The organism is Dietzia sp. WMMA184, from assembly GCF_002441635.1.
Taxonomy (GTDB): Bacteria; Actinomycetota; Actinomycetes; order Mycobacteriales; family Mycobacteriaceae; genus Dietzia; species Dietzia kunjamensis.
In genome coordinates this window covers 2,786,269-2,801,866 of record NZ_NXEI01000001.1, presented here as the reverse complement: position 1 = coordinate 2,801,866, position 15,598 = coordinate 2,786,269, and the positions used below count along the sequence as shown (strand labels likewise).

Annotated in this window: 17 protein-coding genes; 7 read left to right on the top strand and 10 right to left on the bottom strand. The window is 71.2% G+C overall.

Features of this window, described 5'->3' with window-relative positions:
- Positions 1-23: 23 nt before the first annotated feature.
- From CK206_RS12945 to CK206_RS12935, 3 genes are all read right to left on the bottom strand, one after another.
- Positions 24-1,847 carry an HNH endonuclease signature motif containing protein gene (locus tag CK206_RS12945; protein ID WP_096906630.1) on the bottom strand — a complete coding sequence of 608 codons (1,824 nt, stop codon included), beginning with the start codon at positions 1,845-1,847 and terminating at the stop codon, positions 24-26.
- Positions 1,848-1,973: 126 nt separating this feature from the next.
- Complete coding sequence (locus tag CK206_RS12940) at positions 1,974-3,122, bottom strand: NAD(P)-binding domain-containing protein (protein WP_096906629.1); 1,149 nt, start codon at positions 3,120-3,122, stop codon at positions 1,974-1,976.
- A gap of 52 nt (positions 3,123-3,174) precedes the next feature.
- Positions 3,175-4,332 carry an acyl-CoA dehydrogenase family protein gene (locus CK206_RS12935; RefSeq protein WP_096906628.1) on the bottom strand — a complete coding sequence of 386 codons (1,158 nt, stop codon included), beginning with the start codon at positions 4,330-4,332 and terminating at the stop codon, positions 3,175-3,177.
- A gap of 111 nt (positions 4,333-4,443) precedes the next feature.
- Between CK206_RS12935 and CK206_RS12930 the strand changes: the two genes are divergently transcribed.
- Positions 4,444-5,223: a PIG-L deacetylase family protein gene (locus CK206_RS12930; RefSeq protein ID WP_096906627.1), complete on the top strand. Its 780-nt coding sequence runs from the start codon at positions 4,444-4,446 to the stop codon at positions 5,221-5,223.
- 7 nt (positions 5,224-5,230) lie between these two features.
- On the opposite strand, the gene CK206_RS12925 is transcribed toward CK206_RS12930, so the two are convergent.
- The 3 genes from CK206_RS12925 to CK206_RS12915 are packed head-to-tail and all read right to left on the bottom strand — an operon-like array spanning position 5,231 to position 7,577.
- Positions 5,231-5,995, bottom strand: a complete 765-nt coding sequence (locus CK206_RS12925) for an APA family fibronectin-binding glycoprotein (RefSeq protein ID WP_096906626.1) — start codon at positions 5,993-5,995, stop codon at positions 5,231-5,233.
- Positions 5,992-6,696 carry an alpha-ketoglutarate-dependent dioxygenase AlkB gene (locus CK206_RS12920; RefSeq protein ID WP_096906625.1) on the bottom strand — a complete coding sequence of 235 codons (705 nt, stop codon included), beginning with the start codon at positions 6,694-6,696 and terminating at the stop codon, positions 5,992-5,994. The genes CK206_RS12925 and CK206_RS12920 overlap by 4 nt, the downstream gene beginning before the upstream one ends.
- Positions 6,693-7,577, bottom strand: a complete 885-nt coding sequence (locus CK206_RS12915; RefSeq protein ID WP_096906624.1) for an inositol monophosphatase family protein — start codon at positions 7,575-7,577, stop codon at positions 6,693-6,695. Before CK206_RS12915 ends, CK206_RS12920 begins: the two co-directional genes overlap by 4 nt.
- A gap of 117 nt (positions 7,578-7,694) precedes the next feature.
- Between CK206_RS12915 and CK206_RS20445 the strand changes: the two genes are divergently transcribed.
- The 5 genes from CK206_RS20445 (at position 7,695) to CK206_RS12890 (ending at position 12,314) form a co-directional block, all read left to right on the top strand.
- Positions 7,695-8,339: an ABC transporter permease gene (locus CK206_RS20445; RefSeq protein ID WP_067719103.1), complete on the top strand. Its 645-nt coding sequence runs from the start codon at positions 7,695-7,697 to the stop codon at positions 8,337-8,339.
- On the top strand, positions 8,336-9,514 hold the full coding sequence (locus tag CK206_RS20440) for an ABC transporter ATP-binding protein (protein ID WP_069389908.1): 1,179 nt from the start codon (positions 8,336-8,338) through the stop codon (positions 9,512-9,514). The genes CK206_RS20445 and CK206_RS20440 overlap by 4 nt, the downstream gene beginning before the upstream one ends.
- Positions 9,515-9,618: 104 nt before the next feature.
- Positions 9,619-10,329 (top strand): ABC transporter permease, encoded by a 711-nt coding sequence (locus CK206_RS20435; protein ID WP_096907445.1) that lies wholly within the window; start codon positions 9,619-9,621, stop codon positions 10,327-10,329.
- Positions 10,326-11,348, top strand: coding sequence for a glycine betaine ABC transporter substrate-binding protein (locus tag CK206_RS12895; protein ID WP_227022193.1), 1,023 nt, complete (start codon positions 10,326-10,328; stop codon positions 11,346-11,348). The genes CK206_RS20435 and CK206_RS12895 overlap by 4 nt, the downstream gene beginning before the upstream one ends.
- A gap of 81 nt (positions 11,349-11,429) precedes the next feature.
- The gene (locus CK206_RS12890; RefSeq protein ID WP_227022194.1) at positions 11,430-12,314 is read left to right on the top strand and encodes an alpha/beta fold hydrolase; all 885 of its coding nucleotides are present in this window, start codon (positions 11,430-11,432) and stop codon (positions 12,312-12,314) included.
- Here the strand turns inward: CK206_RS12890 and CK206_RS12885 are convergent.
- From CK206_RS12885 to CK206_RS12875, 3 genes are all read right to left on the bottom strand, one after another.
- On the bottom strand, positions 12,311-12,616 hold the full coding sequence (locus CK206_RS12885) for a hypothetical protein (protein ID WP_067719096.1): 306 nt from the start codon (positions 12,614-12,616) through the stop codon (positions 12,311-12,313). The genes CK206_RS12890 and CK206_RS12885 overlap by 4 nt on opposite strands.
- A 9-nt stretch (positions 12,617-12,625) precedes the next feature.
- Positions 12,626-13,057 (bottom strand): MmcQ/YjbR family DNA-binding protein, encoded by a 432-nt coding sequence (locus tag CK206_RS12880; protein ID WP_069389910.1) that lies wholly within the window; start codon positions 13,055-13,057, stop codon positions 12,626-12,628.
- 70 nt (positions 13,058-13,127) lie between these two features.
- Entirely contained in the window at positions 13,128-13,556 is a 429-nt protein-coding gene (locus CK206_RS12875; protein WP_096906623.1) for a hypothetical protein, read from the bottom strand.
- Between the two features lie 112 nt (positions 13,557-13,668).
- On the opposite strand from CK206_RS12875, the gene CK206_RS12870 reads away from it, so the two are divergent.
- Positions 13,669-14,676 carry a carbon-nitrogen hydrolase family protein gene (locus CK206_RS12870; RefSeq protein WP_194307282.1) on the top strand — a complete coding sequence of 336 codons (1,008 nt, stop codon included), beginning with the start codon at positions 13,669-13,671 and terminating at the stop codon, positions 14,674-14,676.
- Here CK206_RS12870 and CK206_RS12865 read toward each other — a convergent pair.
- A complete protein-coding gene (locus CK206_RS12865) occupies positions 14,655-15,545 on the bottom strand; it encodes a cation diffusion facilitator family transporter (protein ID WP_069389912.1) in 891 nt (296 codons plus the stop codon). The genes CK206_RS12870 and CK206_RS12865 overlap by 22 nt on opposite strands.
- Between the last annotated feature and the right edge of the window lie 53 nt (positions 15,546-15,598).

The window sequence follows — 15,598 nt, the reverse complement described above, 5'->3', positions numbered from 1 at the left end:
CTGGTCTGCGCCCACCCAGCCGCCTAGAACGGTGGTGGGTCGATGAGTTCGTCGAGGCGTTCGTGGAGTAGGGCGCGGATGCCTTTTTCGATGTCGCTGTGGTGGGGTTTGTTGCGGGCCCACCAGCGGCTGGCGCTCTCGGGGGTGGCGCTGGCGGGGGTGGCTTTCTCGGGCGTGGTGTCGGTGGCCGCGCCGGTGGTGGAGCCGGCGGCGTCCGTGCCCGTGCCGGGCGCGGGTGGGGCGGGGTCAAAGGTGCGGGCGCGTTCGGCCTTGCGGCGTTCGGTGTTGCGGCGTTCGGTGCGGTGGCGGGAGGCGCGGCGCGACCAGAACGTCGGCTCCGCGTTGGCCTGCTCGTCACCGGTGGGCCCGGGGCTGCGGCGTTGCTGCCGGGTCCACGCCTCGGTCTCGGCGCGCGCCTGTTCACGCCGGTACTCGGCCAGTGGGCCGGAGGGCCGGGTGAGCATGGTCGAACCGTCCGGGGTGCGCACGGTCAGGGTGCCGTCGGGCTGCAGTTCGTAGATCCAGTCCGAGAAGGTCTTGAACCGGTGATGCCGCCGGCACATCGCCGCGAGGTTGCCCTCGACGGTGTGTCCGCCCCGCTGGGGGTTGGCGTGATCGAACGGCACCACATGGTCCAGATCGCAGGCCTCGGCCGGGATCGCGCAGCCGGGGTGGCGACAGGTGCCGTCCCGCAGCCGGATCCGGCGGGCCAACTGGGCACCGGGCCGGTATTTCAGGGCGGTGCGGGCGTCATCGGCGGCCCCGATCCGCGGGTCGATGGGTTCGAAGGTGGCTCCGTCGCTGGTGGCGAGCATGTCCAGCAGGGCCTGCAGGGCGGCCTGGCCGGTGCGGGTGAACTCCACTCGGGCACCGCCAGCGTCGCGGGCGGTGTTGCCGGTGGCGATGACGGTGACCTTCGGCCGCAACGCCACCCCGGCACCAGGCGCGCCGGGCCGGCCGGGGCGGGTGGGGGTGCCGGCTAGGCCGGGATCGCCGCACACCAGGGACATCAGGGCGTCGGCGCGCCGCTCGGCGATCGAGTAATCCTCGACCTCGCCAGAGCCGCCGGTGCCGGTGTTGGTGTCGGGGTTGGCGGTGTCGGCTTGGGCGTTGGCGGCGGCTTGGGCGTCGGCGTACTTGTGGTCTTTCACCCGTTGGTCGAGGGCCTCGGCCAGGACGGCTGCTTCCTCGGTGGCCAGGATCGCCGACACACTCGACATGCCGTCGACGCCCTTGTGGAACCGCACCCCGCGGGTGCGGGCCGCTTCCTGACGGCGCAGGCGGATGCCGTTCGCGTCGTAGCGGGCGATGATCGCATCGACGTTGCCGCGGATGGCTTTCTCACCAAGGCGCACCCCGCCCTCGATCGCGGCGAGGTACTCCTCGACGACCTGCCGCTGCACCGCCTCGAGCACATCGACGTGGACGGTGGCCATCTGCGAGGCCAGGATATTCGCAGCCTGCAGATCCAGCCGCCCCTGCGCCATCGCGGACAGGATCGCCGGATACCGCAGGTGCAGATCGAGCGCGAAGGTGATCATCCGTTCGGCCCGGCCCGTCGAGATCGCCATCGCCGACACCACGTACCCCGCCGCGACATCGATCGGATCGAGCACCGCATGACCGGGCCGACACTCACCGCCGCCCGCACCGGACTCCTCCCGGCGCTGGCATTCGACAAACAACTCGTAACAGGCCACGAACCGGCGCGCCGCCGCACGATTCTCGCCCATCCACCCCTCCCGCGCCGCCGCCCGCAACCCCGACAGCGACACGGGCGCCGCGGAACCGGAGCCGCCACCGGACGGGGACGGGCCACCGGCCGCGGCGTCTTCGTTCCCGCCCATGTGCCCCACCCCCTGCCCGTGCGTACGGTCTCGAATCTGTGTTCTATGATACGCACGCACATTCGAACAGGCAAGGGTCACACATCATCAAATAGCCCCAGCCGAGAACACGCGGGACCGTCGTGCTCACCCCAGCGACGCGGCCACCGCCGCCTTCGCCCACTGCCCCACCCCGATGAGGGTCGCCGACGCCGCGCCGCACCAGTCGCCGTAGCCGAGCAAAAACAGTCCCGGGACGCCCTGCACCTCGACGCCACTCGTGACGACCCGTCCGTCGCGACGCGGCAGCAACCCCCGCAAGTGACCCAACGCCGGCCGGAAGCCGGTACACCAGATCACCGCGTCGACCGGCTCGCGTCGACCGTCCGACCACTCCACGCCGGCCGCGGTGAACCGCTCGAACATCGGCGTCGCCTGCAGGAGGCCGGCGTCACGGGCCGCGCGGACCGGTGGCACCACGACGATGTCGCCCAGCTCGGCGATGCCGCCGCCGGACTCCCCCACGCCCCGGATGGCCGCGTTGGCGACGCGGAAGAGTTCGCGGCCGTCGACATCGTCGGGCAGGTAGCGGGGCGGGCCGGTTGTACACCAGGTCAGCGACCCGCCGGAGTCGGCGAGTGGTCGCGCGAGGTCCGCGGCGATCTGGGCGCCCGAGTTCGCGCCACCGACCACAACGACGCGCCTGCCCTCGAAGTCCGACGGGCCCCGGTAGGCGGCGCTGTGCAGCTGCCGGCCACGGAAGTCGGCGGCTCCCGGATAGGTGGGGACGAAGGGGCGTCGATAGGTACCGGTCGCACTGATGACCGCCCGTGCGCGCCACGAGCGACCGTCAGTGGCGCGGATGAGGAACACCTCGTCGTCGTGGTCCTGGTCGTCGTCGTGGTTGTCGTCGTGGCCGTCGTCGCCGTTGGTGGCGTTGGTGACGTAGCCGCCCTCTCGCCCTGCCCCCGGCCGCTCCACGGCGACCACCGTCACCCCGCGCCGCACGGGGAGGTCGTAGTACTCCTCGTACCCGCGCAGGTAGTCCACGACGTGGGCCGCGCCGGGATTGGCGCCGTCGTCGGTGCGGGGCATGCGGCGGCCCGGCAGGGACGAGAAGTCGGCGGGCGAGAACAACCGCAGGGACGGCCAGGTGTGCGGCCACGCGCCGCCGGGCTCGTCCGAGGCGTCGAGGATCTCGAAGTCCGCGCCGGCGCGGCGAAGGTAGAAACCGGCCGCGAGGCCCGCCTGGCCCCCGCCGATCACCACAACATCGCGCACGACCGCGTCCGACACCCCGCCACCCCCTTCGGAACGGTCCTGAACTGTTCCTATCGACGGTTATCGGTCACAGCGCCCGACCGATGACCTCCTTCATGATCTCGTTCGTGCCACCGTAGATCCGCATGACGCGGGCGCCGGCGAATTTCTGCGCGATGGGGTACTCCATCATGTAGCCGTAGCCGCCGAACAGCTGGAGGCAGCGGTCCACCACGTCGTCGAGCATGTCGGTGGCCTGCAGCTTGGCCATGGAGGCGGTGACGGCGTCGAGCTCGACGTCGATCTCCCGGGAGATGCAGTGGTCGACGAACGTGCGGGTGGCCATGACCTGCGTCTTGCAGTGCGCCAGCTCGAAGCGGGTGTTCTGGAAGTCCAGGATCGGCTTGCCGAACGCCTGCCGCTCGCGGACGTACTCGAGCGTCTCCACGACGGCGGCCTCGGCCATGGCCAGCGCGTCCACGGCGATCGCCAGACGCTCACGCGGCAGCTGGTTCATGAGCTGGTAGAAGCCCTGCCCCTCCTCGCCGCCGAGGAGGTTGGCGGCGGGCACGCGCATGTCGTTGAAGAACAGCTCGGCGGTGTCGGCGCCGTGGCGGCCCATCTTCTCCAGCACGCGGCCTCGCTCGAAGCCCGGCGTCGAGGCCTCCACGGCGAACAGGGCCATGCCCTTGTGGCCGGCGTCGAGGTCGGTCTTGGCCACCACCACCACGAAGTCGGCGGAGCCACCGTTGGAGATGAACGTCTTGGAGCCGTTGATGACGTAGTGGTCGCCGTCCCGCTTGGCGGTGGTGCGCACGCCCTGCAGGTCCGAGCCGGCGCCGGGCTCGGTCATGGCGATGGCGGAGATCCACTCACCCGAGCAGATCTTCGGCAGCCACTCGCGCTTCTGCTCCTCCGTGGCGTAGTTCGCCACGTAGTGGGGGGTGATGGTGGAGCCGACGCCCATGCCGAACGCGGTGTCGCCGGAGTAGACGAGCTCCTCGGTGACGAGGTACTCCATGCCCGGGTCGCCGCCCTGGCCGCCGAACTCCTCGGGCACGTCGAGGCAGATGAGGCCGGCCTCGCCGGTGCGCAGCCAGGTCTCGCGGTCCACGTGCTTCTGTGTGGACCACTTCTCCTGGTTGGGCGTCATCTCCTTGGCGAAGAACGCGCGGGCGTGCTCTCGGAGCAGCCGGTGGTCGTCGGTCTCCCAGGTGGGGCGGTAGTCGGGGAAGAGTGCGGACACTGGGGGCCTCCATGAGGGGACGACGACGACGATGAGGTTCGCGGCAAGTTTACGTGTGCCCGTTCCGGCGACGGCGGGCACGCGAGCACCGAGGAGGGCCATACTCGGGTCATGAACGATTCCCCGGACCGGCCAGAGAACGCAGCCCAGCCCGAGAAGGCCACCTCCCCGGCATCCTCGGACCATTCCGTGCCCGAGGCGTTCCCCACCGACTGGACCCGGGGGCTGGTCCTGGTAGCACACCCCGACGACCCCGAGTACGGGATGTCCGCCGCGGTGGCGCGGTGGACGGCCGAGGGCCGCAGCATCGTCTACGTCCTGGCCTCCAGCGGCGAGGCCGGCATCGAGGGGATGGCACCGGCGATCGCGGGACCGATCCGCGAGGAGGAGCAGCGGCGGTCCTCGGCGATCGTCGGGGTGGACGAGGTGGAGTTCCTCGGTTTCCCGGACAGCCGGATCGTCAACAACGCCGAACTGCGCGACGCGGTGGCCGACGCGATCCGCCGCCATCGCCCGGACGTGGTCATCTCCCTGTACTCCGGTGAGGAGTTCGGGCCGGGGATGCCCAACCAGAGCGATCACATGGAGTTCGGAGCGGCCGTGGGGGCCGCGTACGACGACCTGGTCGCCGCGGTCGGGGTGGACGCCGCGGAGGGGCGTCCGCAGATGTGGTTCGAGTCCTCGCCCGAGGTGACGCACTACGTCGACGTGAAGGGCTTCGTCGAGCCGGCCGTCGACGCGCTGGCCGAGCACTCCGAGTACCTGTCGGTGCTCGACCCGGAGACGCCGGTGCGGGACCAGGCGCGCGCGCAGGTCGAGGCCGTGTGCGCGTCGCGTGAGGGACTCGCCGGCGGCAACCCGGTGGTGGGCTTCCGGCGCATGCGGCCCTGAGCCGGCCTCAGGCCGGTTCGGCGGTCGATTCCCCCGGGCCCAGTGGCGCGTAGTACGCCTCGGAGGGCCGCAGGCGCTCGACGATCTCGTCGGCCCACTCGGCGTGGGGTGACGACATGGTGCCGTCGCCCGGACGACTGACGTAGGTCAGCCAGAAGCGCTGCGCGCCCTCGCCGACGACCGCCGAGTACACCAGTGCGCCCTCCGGGCCGATGATGTCCTGCTGGACCGCGGGGAGCACCCGGAACGACACCGACCAGCCGTCGCCGACGCGCGTGGAGAGCGGTTCGATCCGCTCCTCGACCGGCCGCCCCGGGACGGGGAGCAGGAACTGACCCATCCCGTTGGCCAGTGCGAGCGCCGCGAGCTGGTTGTCCGGGTTCTCCGGGTCGAACAGGTCCTCGGTGAGGCGGCCCGCCAGCACGACCCCGTCCGATCGCCCGTCCGCCGGAGGCTCCGCCGCCGGAGGCTGCGCCCCCGACCCCGCCTCCTCGTCCACGACCGGACTCATGACGGTACTGCCGAAGACCAGCTCGCCCGACTCCGCGCGCCACCCCTCGGGGACCCGGATGACCAGGCCGGTCTCGGGATCGACATGGTCGGAACCGGCCGCCACCTGGATCTTCGGGGACAGGGTGCGCACCCCCGGGGCGTACGTCGCCGACGAGACGACCACCGTCACGACCGCGGCGACCACCGCCAGGACGGCGACGAGCGCCACCACGAGGATGGTCCGGCTCCGGCCGGCGGACGGGTTCTGCCCAGACGTCATTCGCCCAGCGTAGGCGGCCGGGTTTCCCGCAGCGTGATGTTGACCCTCCCCGGCTCCGCGCCCAGCACCTCGCGGCACCACGCGGGGGCGCTGCCGTCGAAGACCTTCGGGACGCCGTGGAAGGCCATCCGCGACGGCCCGCCGAACACCACGAGGTCGCCCGACTCCAGGCGCACGTCGGTGTACGGGCGCCCGCGGTGCTCCGGGGTCCCGAAGCGGAACGTGCACGCATCACCCAGGCTCAGCGAGACGACCGGTGCCATGCACGCCTCGTCGCGGTCCTGGTGCAGGCCCATCGTGGATCCACGGCCGTAGAGGTTCACCAGGGCGGTATCCGGGGTGTAGTCAGCAGTACGGTCGGCCCCGGGCGTGTGTGCCGACCCCGTGACCGCCGGCTCCACCGCCGCTGCCGCCGCGAGCCCGTTCCGCGCCGCCCGCACCAGCCAGTCCGGGACCGGCGGTACCACCTCGTCGTCGTCGTACCGGTACGGCACCCAGTGGCGCCCCAGGCTGAACGTGCGCACCGACATCCGGCCCCCGCCCGGCAGCACTATCGAGCGAGGCACGCGCACGGCGGCCCAGTCCACGCACGCCCGGAGGAGGAACTCCTGCTGCTCCCGACTCAGCCAGTCGGGTACGTGCACGGCGCCGGGGCCCAGGATGGTGGGCGCGCGGTCGACGCCGAACAGGGGATCGGTCACCCCAGGTCCGTGCCCAGCACCGCCCACGCCTGCTCCGCCAGCTCCGGGGTCGCGGCCGCCACGACCGTGCCGCCCTCGAGCGGCTGGCGGCCGTCCGGGCCGGTGATCACGCCGCCCGCGGCCTCGATGATCGGGATCAGCGCCACGATGTCGTACGAGTTCAGGTCGGCCTCCACGACCAGATCGACGCGCCCCGCGGCGAGCATGCAGTAGGCGTAGCAGTCCCCGCCGAAGCGCTGCAGGCGGACCCGGCGGCCGAGCTCGTCGTAGCGGCTGCGCACCTCGCCGTCGTCACCGAACATCGACGGGTGGGTGGTGTACATGATCGCCTCGGACAGCTCCGTGCACCCCGACGCGCGCAGGTCGATCGCGCCCGGGCCGTCGGAGCGGCGCCGCACGGTGGCGCGGCCGTGCACGGCCGCGAAGGTCTCGCCCAGGATCGGCTGGTCCATCCACCCGGCCACGGCGCGGCCGTCCTCCACCACGCCGACGAGCGTTCCCCACCCGGCCATCCCCGTCATGAACGCCTTGGTGCCGTCGATCGGGTCCAGGTACCAGGTCCGGGCGGCGCCGGCCGGCCCGGTCTCGCCGTTCTCCTCCCCCACGATCCGGTCGCCCGGGTAGACGTTCGAGATCCCCGCCCGCAGCAGCGCCTCGATCGCGCGGTCGGCCTCGGTCACCGGGTCGTAGCGCCCGTCCGTCGCGCCGTTCCCGGCGTGCCCTGACTCACCGCGCCCGGCCACGCCGTTCTTGTCCGCGGCGGCCAACGACTCGAGGTCACCGTGGAAGTGCCGACGGGCGATGCGGCCAGTGGCGGCGAGGAGCTCGTCGAGGCGCTCGGTCAGGTCGTGATCCAGGGGGCGTGCGGGCCGTGACGTCATGCCCCCATGGTGCACCACGCCCCGCCACCGTCCCGACGGATCGGCGCATGTGCGCCCTCTACGCCCGCCGATCCGGCTACCGTGGGCGCACCCGACACCTCATGGAGCCGAGATGCGATGACCGCCCTGATGGACTTCATCTCCACCCGCCGCTTCCAGCTCGCGACGGACTCGTGGCAGCACATCAGCGCCACCGTGCAGGCCGTGCTCATCGCGACACTGCTCTCGGTCGCGCTCGGGGTGGCCGTGTACCGCAGTCGGTCGGGGTCCGCGATCGCGACCGGCCTGGCCGCCACCGCCCTGACCGTCCCGTCGTTCGCGCTGCTCGGACTGCTCATCCCGGTCCTCGGCCTGGGCGTGCTGCCCACCATGACCGCACTGGTGATCTACGCGGTGCTCCCGATCCTGCGCAACACCATCGTCGGCCTGGACGCCGTGCCCGCGGCGACCGTCGACGCCGCCCGCGGGGTGGGGATGAGCCGGATCGGGGTGCTGGGCCGGGTCGAGATCCCGCTGGCGTGGCCGTCCATCCTCGCCGGGATCCGCATCTCCACCCAGATGTCGATGGGCATCCTCGCCATCGCCGCGTACGCCAAGGGCCCGGGGCTGGGGAACCTCATCTTCGCGGCCCTGTCCCGGGTCGGCACGCCCACCGCGCTGCCGATGGCGCTCACCGCGACCGTGCTCATCGTTGTCCTCGCGCTCGTCCTCGACGCGCTCCTCGTCCTGCTCGGACGTCTCACCATCAGGGGGAACCAGTGAGCACCTCAGAACCCGTATCCGGCGTGCCGATCGTGCTGGACGACGTCACCAAGGTCTACCCCGGGCAGGAGCGCCCGGCGGTGGACCACGTCTCGCTCGAACTGCCGGCCGGGCGGACCACCGTCTTCGTGGGCCCGTCCGGCTGCGGCAAGACCACCACCATGCGGATGATCAACCGCCTCATCGAGCCCACCTCCGGCACGATCACCATCGACGGCGAGGACAACCGGACCCTCGACGCCGACACCCTTCGCCGCAGCATCGGCTACGCCATCCAGGCCTCCGGGCTGTTCCCGCACATGACGGTCGCGCAGAACGTCGGCACCGTCCCGCGGCTGCTCAAGTGGAAGAAGTCGCGCATCCGTGAGCGGGTGGACCAGATGCTGGAGCTGGTCGGACTGGACCCGTCGGACTACCGCGACCGCTACCCCGCGCAGCTCTCCGGCGGTCAGCAGCAGCGCGTCGGCGTGGCCCGGGCGCTGGCCGCGGACCCGCCGGTGCTGCTCATGGACGAGCCGTTCGGCGCGGTCGACCCCATCACGCGCGCGTCGCTGCAGGACGAGCTCGTGCGGCTGCAGGACGAGCTGCGCAAGACCATCGTCTTCGTCACCCACGACTTCTCGGAGGCGGTCAAGCTCGGGGACCGGATCGCGGTGCTCGGTCCCGGCTCGTCGGTGCTGCAGTTCGACACCCCGGAGGCGATCCTCACCAACCCCGCCGACGAGACGGTGAGCGGGTTCATCGGCGACGACGCCGCGCTGAAGACCCTGACCCTCCGGCGCGTGGGGGACGTGGAACTGCAAGGGGCGACGACGGCGAGGGCCTCCGAGAGCCCGACCGACTTCGCGGCCCGGTTGCGCGGAACCAGCGACGAGTGGGCCGTGGTGCTCGACGACGCCGGCCGCCCCCTGCGCTGGGTGCGCGGGGACCGGGTGTCGCGGATGTCGGACCTGGGCTCGGGCGGGTTGCCGATCACCGGCACCGTGACGGTCGACTCCTCGCTGCAGGAGGCACTGGACGGGCTGCTGTCGACGGCGAGCGCCACCACGGTGGTCGTGGACCGCGACGGGGCCTACCGCGGCACGATCGGGATCGACGACCTGGTCGCCGAGTTGCGGCGTATCCACCACCGGCACAACGACGAGGGCCTCGCCGAACAGGACGTGGCGCCGTGAGCGCCCCCGCCACGGCGACGCGTGGGGGCTCCGCCGGTCGTGGGGGCGCCGCTGGTCGCGGAGGTTCTGCCAGTCGGGTCGCCGCCCTCCAGGACTCCGCGCGGCTGATCGTGCAGCCGCTTCTCATCGTGGCCGCGGCCGTCGGCGTGCTGTGGTGGGCGCTGGCCGGCGAACTGGAAGAGACGCAGAAGGCCTCGCTCAACGCCGCCTCCATCACCCAGCGCACGCTCGAGCACGTGCAGATCACGGTGACGGTCGTGGCGATCGTCGTGGCGGTCGGCGTTCCGCTGGGGATCCTGCTCACCCGCCGACGGACACGGTTCCTCGCACCGGTGGCAGTGGGGTTCGCCAACATCGGCCAGGCGGCGCCCGCGATCGGCCTGATCGTGCTCCTGTTCCTGGCCACCAACCGGACCGGGTTCTGGATCGGTGTGCTGCCGGTCGCGTTCTACTCCCTGTTGCCGGTACTGCGGAACACCATCGTGGGGATCCGCAACGTCGACCCCGCACTCATCGACGCGGCGCGCGGACAGGGGATGTCGAGCGGACGGGTCCTGCGCACGGTCGAGTTGCCCCTCGCGGTGCCGTTCATCCTCGCCGGCCTGCGCACCACCCTCGTGCTGGCGGTCGGCACGGCGACGCTGAGCTTCCTCGTCGACGCCGGCGGCCTGGGGATCTTCATCGACACCGGATACCGGCTGCAGGACTACACCACCCTCGTGGTCGGCTCGGTACTGGCGGTGTGCCTGGCGCTGTTCGTCGACTGGCTCGGCGGGGTCGGCGAGATCCTGTTCAATCCGAAGGGGCTGCGATGACCGGCACGATCCCCGCGCGCGCCGGGCTGACGCGAACAGCGTTGACACGAACAAGGCGCCTGGTCGCCGCGCTCCTGGCCACCGTGATGCTGGCGACGGGATGTGGGCTCAACAACGGCGGTTCCGTCCCGCTGCCCGTGGGCCCCGGCCCCGAGGGCACCGTCCCCGCGCTGGAGGGAGTGCGCATCACGGTCGGCGGCAAGGACTTCACCGAGGGCGTGATCGCCAGCTACCTGGTGGAGTTCCTGCTGGCGGCCGCGGGGATGGAGGTGTCCGACATGTCGTCACTGGCCGGGTCGAACAGTTTCCGCCAGGCGTTGGTGACCGGGCAGGTCGACATCGGCATGGAGTACACCGGCACCGCGTGGATGAGTTACCTGGGCAACTCCGACCCCATCCGCGATCCGCAGGGGCAGTGGGAGGCGGTGCGTGACGCCGACCTGGCCGAGCACGACCTGAGGTGGCTGGCCCCCACCACCGTGGACAACACCTACTCGTTCGCGATGAACCGGGCCACCGCCGAGGAGACCGGGGTGCGCACGTTCTCCGAGTACGCCGAGTTGGCCCGGACCGATCCACAGGCGGCTCTGACCTGCATGGAGACTGAGTTCTCCGTGCGTCGCGACGGCTGGCCCGGGCTGGCGGAGGCCTACGGGTTCGACGCGGACGCCGTGCCCACGCCGATCATGCAGCCGGGGATCATCTACCAGGCGACCTCGGTCGGCCGGGAGTGCCGGTTCGGCGAGGTCTACACCACCGACGGCCGGATCAAGGGCCTGGACCTGCTGGTGTTGGAGGACGACCAGCGCTTCTTCCCCGTCTACAACCTCGCGACGGTGGTCCGCGGTGAGATGCTCGACACGCACCCGGAGATCGAGGACGTCCTCGCACCGCTGGTGGACATCCTCACCAACGAGGTGATGGTGGAGATGAACATGCGTGTCGACGTCGACGGCGAGGATCCCGCGCTGGTCGCACGCGATTTCCTCGAGGACCGGGGGTTGGTCTCGGTGGACTGACCGCAGGTGCGCCCCCGCGCGGCCGGATGCGCCCGCCCGCCCGGTGACACACAATCGGATACCACTACCAGGAGGTGCCCTGTGTCCAGGAGGTCGATCGTCTCGCTGCCGCGGACGGCCGCGCGACTACCGCGGATGATCCCCGACCTGGCGCATCTGCCACCCGGGCGGATCGTCACGCTCGCGGACGGTGTCACCACGAAGGTCCACGACACCGGCGAGGAGCACCTCGCACCGGCGATCCTGCTGCACGGGATGGCGGCCACCGGGATGCTGAACTGGTACCAGACGTTCGAACGGCTGCGGGGCGAGTACCGGCTCATCGCGTTCGACCAACGCTGGCACGGCAAGGGCTTCCACGGGGATTTCCGGTTCGAGACCCTCGCTGAGGACGTGCTGCGGGTCGCCGACCACCTCGACCTGGCGGCACCGGTGGTGGGCGGCTACTCGATGGGCGGGATCGTCGCCCAGCTGGCGGCCCGCCGCGACCCCTCCCGGCTCGGCGGCCTCGTGCTGGCCGCCACCGGGACGGGCGCACAGCGCAATGCCCTCGAGAAGGTCGCACTCAGCGGGTTCACCCGCTCCCAGCCGCTGCTCAACACCGTTCCGGAGGAGGTCGGCGAGGTGGTGGAGGAACAGGTCGACGACGAGGCGCTCAGGCCGCACGCGTGGGCGCTGCGCGAGTTGTCGTCGGTCTCGCTCGCCACGCACCGCACCGTGATCGCCCAGGTGGCCGGGTTCAACTCGACACCCTGGCTCCACGAACTCACCCTGCCCGTCGCGGTGGTCAAGACCACCCGTGACCTCGCGTTCCCGCAGTGGATCCAGGACGAGATGGCCGATCTGCTGCCGCACAGCGCCGTGTTCCCGATCCACGCCGGCCACGCAGTCTGTGCCACCCACCCCGGCACGTTCGCCCGCCGGATGCGCACCGCGATCGGCTGGGTCGTGTCGAACGCGCGCTAGAGCGCCGAGTACCGCACCGCGGTCACCACGAACACCACCAGGGCGATCACGCCCAGGACCACGCCCGCCAGTGCGCGACGTGGGTTCGCATCGTCGTTGGTGAGCCAGCCGGTGGGCCAGCGGGCGAGCAGGCCGAACGCGACGGCCATCAGGCCCGCGAGGAACGCGATGATGTTGAGCACCGGCACCCACGAGATCACCAGGGCCCCGACACCCAGCACCAGCGCCCGGGTCCCCAGGTCCATGCCGTCGGACGAGCGCCTGCGTGGCGAGGCGGCCTCGGAGCGGGGGCGGAGCGGCATGAGTGCAGCCTAGTCGCCGGGGCGTCCCCGCTGGTCGTCCAGACGAGCGACCCGCCGGCCCCCGGCGGTCTGCCGGTACGAGGATTCGACGAGCTCAGCCACCTCATCCCAGTCCGGTCCACGGCCGCCACCGTCCACTCCACCGTCCAGCGGCAATGCCAGCCAGCCGGCCGGCCCGTAGTACGCCGGGACGTGGAATCGCTCGTCCTGCGCCAGCGCCGCGCGCTCCCCCGGATCCGGCAGGAACAGGAGTGCCCGGGCCAGGAGGGGGTCCGAGTGATCCCCCTTGACCGAGCCGCCGTACACCGCGAACACCTTGGTCGTGTACCAGGTGGGCCGGCCGTGCGAGATCTTCTCGCCGACGTCCGGCAGCGCGAGGCACACCTCCCGCAGACGCGTCAGCAGCGGATCCGCGGCGTCGAACATGATCGGATGACCCACACGGCCGAGACTACGACCCCCGACCGCGTCATCCCGGGCGAACGGCCGCCGAAACCCGCCCGGGGCCGGCTCAGCCCCCGAACTGCCCCACGACGAACCCCGCCAGCAGCACCGCGAACCCGCCCATCTCGCCGACGATGAGCGCCACCATGCCGATGTGCAGCGTCGCCGTGGGGTGCTCGAACTGGTTGGTCGTGTCCCTCCGCGCGCCGTGGAGGATGTAGCTGCCGATCGCCACCAGGAAGAAGAAGACCACCACTGCTGCCGCTGTCAGGTTCACCCAGGTCGGCCAGCTGCTCAGCTCGACGAACGCGGCGATGAGCAGCGTCGCGAACGAGTACAGCAGCGAAGCCCGGTGCGCGATGTCGACGTACGGGTGGGCGAGGTGATCGGCGGTGGTGGCCATCTGCCGGTACTTCCACACCCCCAGGCCGAGCGCCAGCAGGAAGAGGAGACCCGCGGCGAGCAGGGTGAGGCGCGTGTCGAGGCCGAGTTCCATGGATCCTTCCGAAGTGAACTTGACAGCAGTGCGTGATTTGTATGCTTCACGACCATAGGACAGCGCGCTGACCTGCGCGCTCGTTCGCGCGCGATCGCACACGGGAGGCCTCATGGACGCGCAGGTGGTGCACGCCGCGGCAGTGCAACTGGAAGGCGTGCCGGGGCACGTGGACCTCACACTGGGTCGACTGGAAAAGATGATCGTGGAGGCCGCCGGGCGGGGCGCGCGCCTGATCGCGGTGCCGGAGTTCTGCACGTCGCCGGTGCCGATGCGCGGGCAGGTCCACGACGCGGTCCTGCCGCGCGAGAACGTGGCCGTCGAGATGTTCCGACGCCTCGCCGCACGCCACTCCGTCACCGTCGGTGGGTCGATGCTCGTGGCCGACGACGACGAGGTGTTCAACCGCTATCACCTGGTCGAACCCGACGGACGCGTGCACATCCATGACAAGGACCTGCCGACGATGTGGGAGAACTGCTTCTACACCGGCGGCGGCTTCTACGCGGACGGCAGCGACGACGGGGCGTTCGTCACCGGGCTCGGCGGGGTGGGGGTGGCGAGCTGCTGGGAGCTGATCCGCACCGGGACCGTGCGCAGGCTCCGGGGGCGCGTCGCGGTGGCGGTGACCGGGACCCACTGGTGGACGGTCCCGGACAACTGGGGCGGGCTGACCCGGCGAGCGCTCGGTTCGCTCGCGCGGTACAACAGGGACCTGTCGGAGAACGCGCCGGCGGAGTTCGCCCGGCGGCTGGGCGCGCCCGTGCTGCAGGCCTCCCACTGCGGGGCGCTGCGGACGGACTTCCTGTTGCTGCCCGGTTCCGACGCATCGGTGCCGTACGCCACGGAGTTCGTCGGCGCCACCCAGATCGTGGACGCCTCGGGCACCGTCCTGGCCACCAGACGCACGGACGAGGGGCCCGGGATCGTCTACGCGGACGTGCCCCTCGGAGCCACGGACCCCGTCACGCCGCTGGAGGACCGGTTCTGGATCCCCGACCTGCCTCCGCTGCTACGCGGGTACTGGCACCAGCAGAACGTCGCGGGCAGGAGCTACTACCGCCGCCGAGGTCGCGTAGCCGGGCTGCGCGCGGCGCATCACAGGTGCACGTCGTTGTAGGCCCGCTCGTCCTCGATCGGCTCGAGGTGTGTGGTGATGTGCGAGCTCGGCAGGACCGCGTGGATCTCCTGCTCCACGGTCTCCACGAGGTCGTGCCCGCGTTCGACGCTCCACTGACCGGGCACCAACGCGTGGAACTCGACGAAGCGCCACCTGCCCGACTCCCTCGTCCGCAGTTCGTGGAAGTCGACGCGGCCGGGTTCGCGATGGCGTTCGAGGACCTCCTCGATCGCCCGGTTGTCCTCGTCGGGGAGCGTGGCGTCCATCAATCCCATCCCCGATTCGTGTACCAGTCGATAGCCGATGAACAGGATGTTCAGTCCCACGCCGATCGCGACGATCGGGTCGAGCACCTCCCAGCCGGTGGCCCAGGCCAGTGCCAGCCCGGCGACGACGCCGACCGACGTGATGACGTCGGTGACGAGGTGCTTGCCGTCGGCCTTCAGGGTGGGTGACCGGTGACGGGTCCCCGCTCGCACGAGCGCCACACCCACCACGCCGTTGATCACGGCGGCGCCCACCGAGATCGCCAGACCGATGCCGAGTGCCTCCAGCGGTTCCGGATTGATCAGCCGCTCGACGCTGACGACCAGGATGAACGCGGCGGCGACGAAGATCATCGCGCCCTCGACACCCGCGGAGAAGTACTCGGCCTTGGAGTGGCCGTACTGGTGGTCGTCGTCGGCCGGGCGCTCGGCGACCGTGATGGCGCCGAGCGCGATCACCGCGGCCACGAGGTTGACCACGGACTCCGCGGCGTCGGAAAGCAGGCCGACCGAACCGGTGACCCACCAGGCCGCGATCTTGAGCACGATGGTCACGATCGCCGTGGCCACGGACAGCCACGCGAACTTCTTCAGAGTCGACACGTCCCAGCAGCCTAGTCCCGCACGCAGGAGACCTCCTGCCCGTCGCCCGTTGT

Coding starts and splice junctions, on each gene's coding strand:
- CK206_RS20445 (WP_067719103.1), top strand. CDS start 7,695: ATGACCGCCCTGATGGACTTCATCTCCACCCGCCGCTTCCAGCTCGCG.
- CK206_RS12885 (WP_067719096.1), bottom strand. CDS start 12,616: ATGCCGCTCCGCCCCCGCTCCGAGGCCGCCTCGCCACGCAGGCGCTCG.
- CK206_RS12925 (WP_096906626.1), bottom strand. CDS start 5,995: ATGACGTCTGGGCAGAACCCGTCCGCCGGCCGGAGCCGGACCATCCTC.
- CK206_RS12915 (WP_096906624.1), bottom strand. CDS start 7,577: ATGACGTCACGGCCCGCACGCCCCCTGGATCACGACCTGACCGAGCGC.
- CK206_RS12895 (WP_227022193.1), top strand. CDS start 10,326: ATGACCGGCACGATCCCCGCGCGCGCCGGGCTGACGCGAACAGCGTTG.
- CK206_RS12870 (WP_194307282.1), top strand. CDS start 13,669: ATGGACGCGCAGGTGGTGCACGCCGCGGCAGTGCAACTGGAAGGCGTG.
- CK206_RS12945 (WP_096906630.1), bottom strand. CDS start 1,847: ATGGGCGGGAACGAAGACGCCGCGGCCGGTGGCCCGTCCCCGTCCGGT.
- CK206_RS12875 (WP_096906623.1), bottom strand. CDS start 13,556: ATGGAACTCGGCCTCGACACGCGCCTCACCCTGCTCGCCGCGGGTCTC.
- CK206_RS12930 (WP_096906627.1), top strand. CDS start 4,444: ATGAACGATTCCCCGGACCGGCCAGAGAACGCAGCCCAGCCCGAGAAG.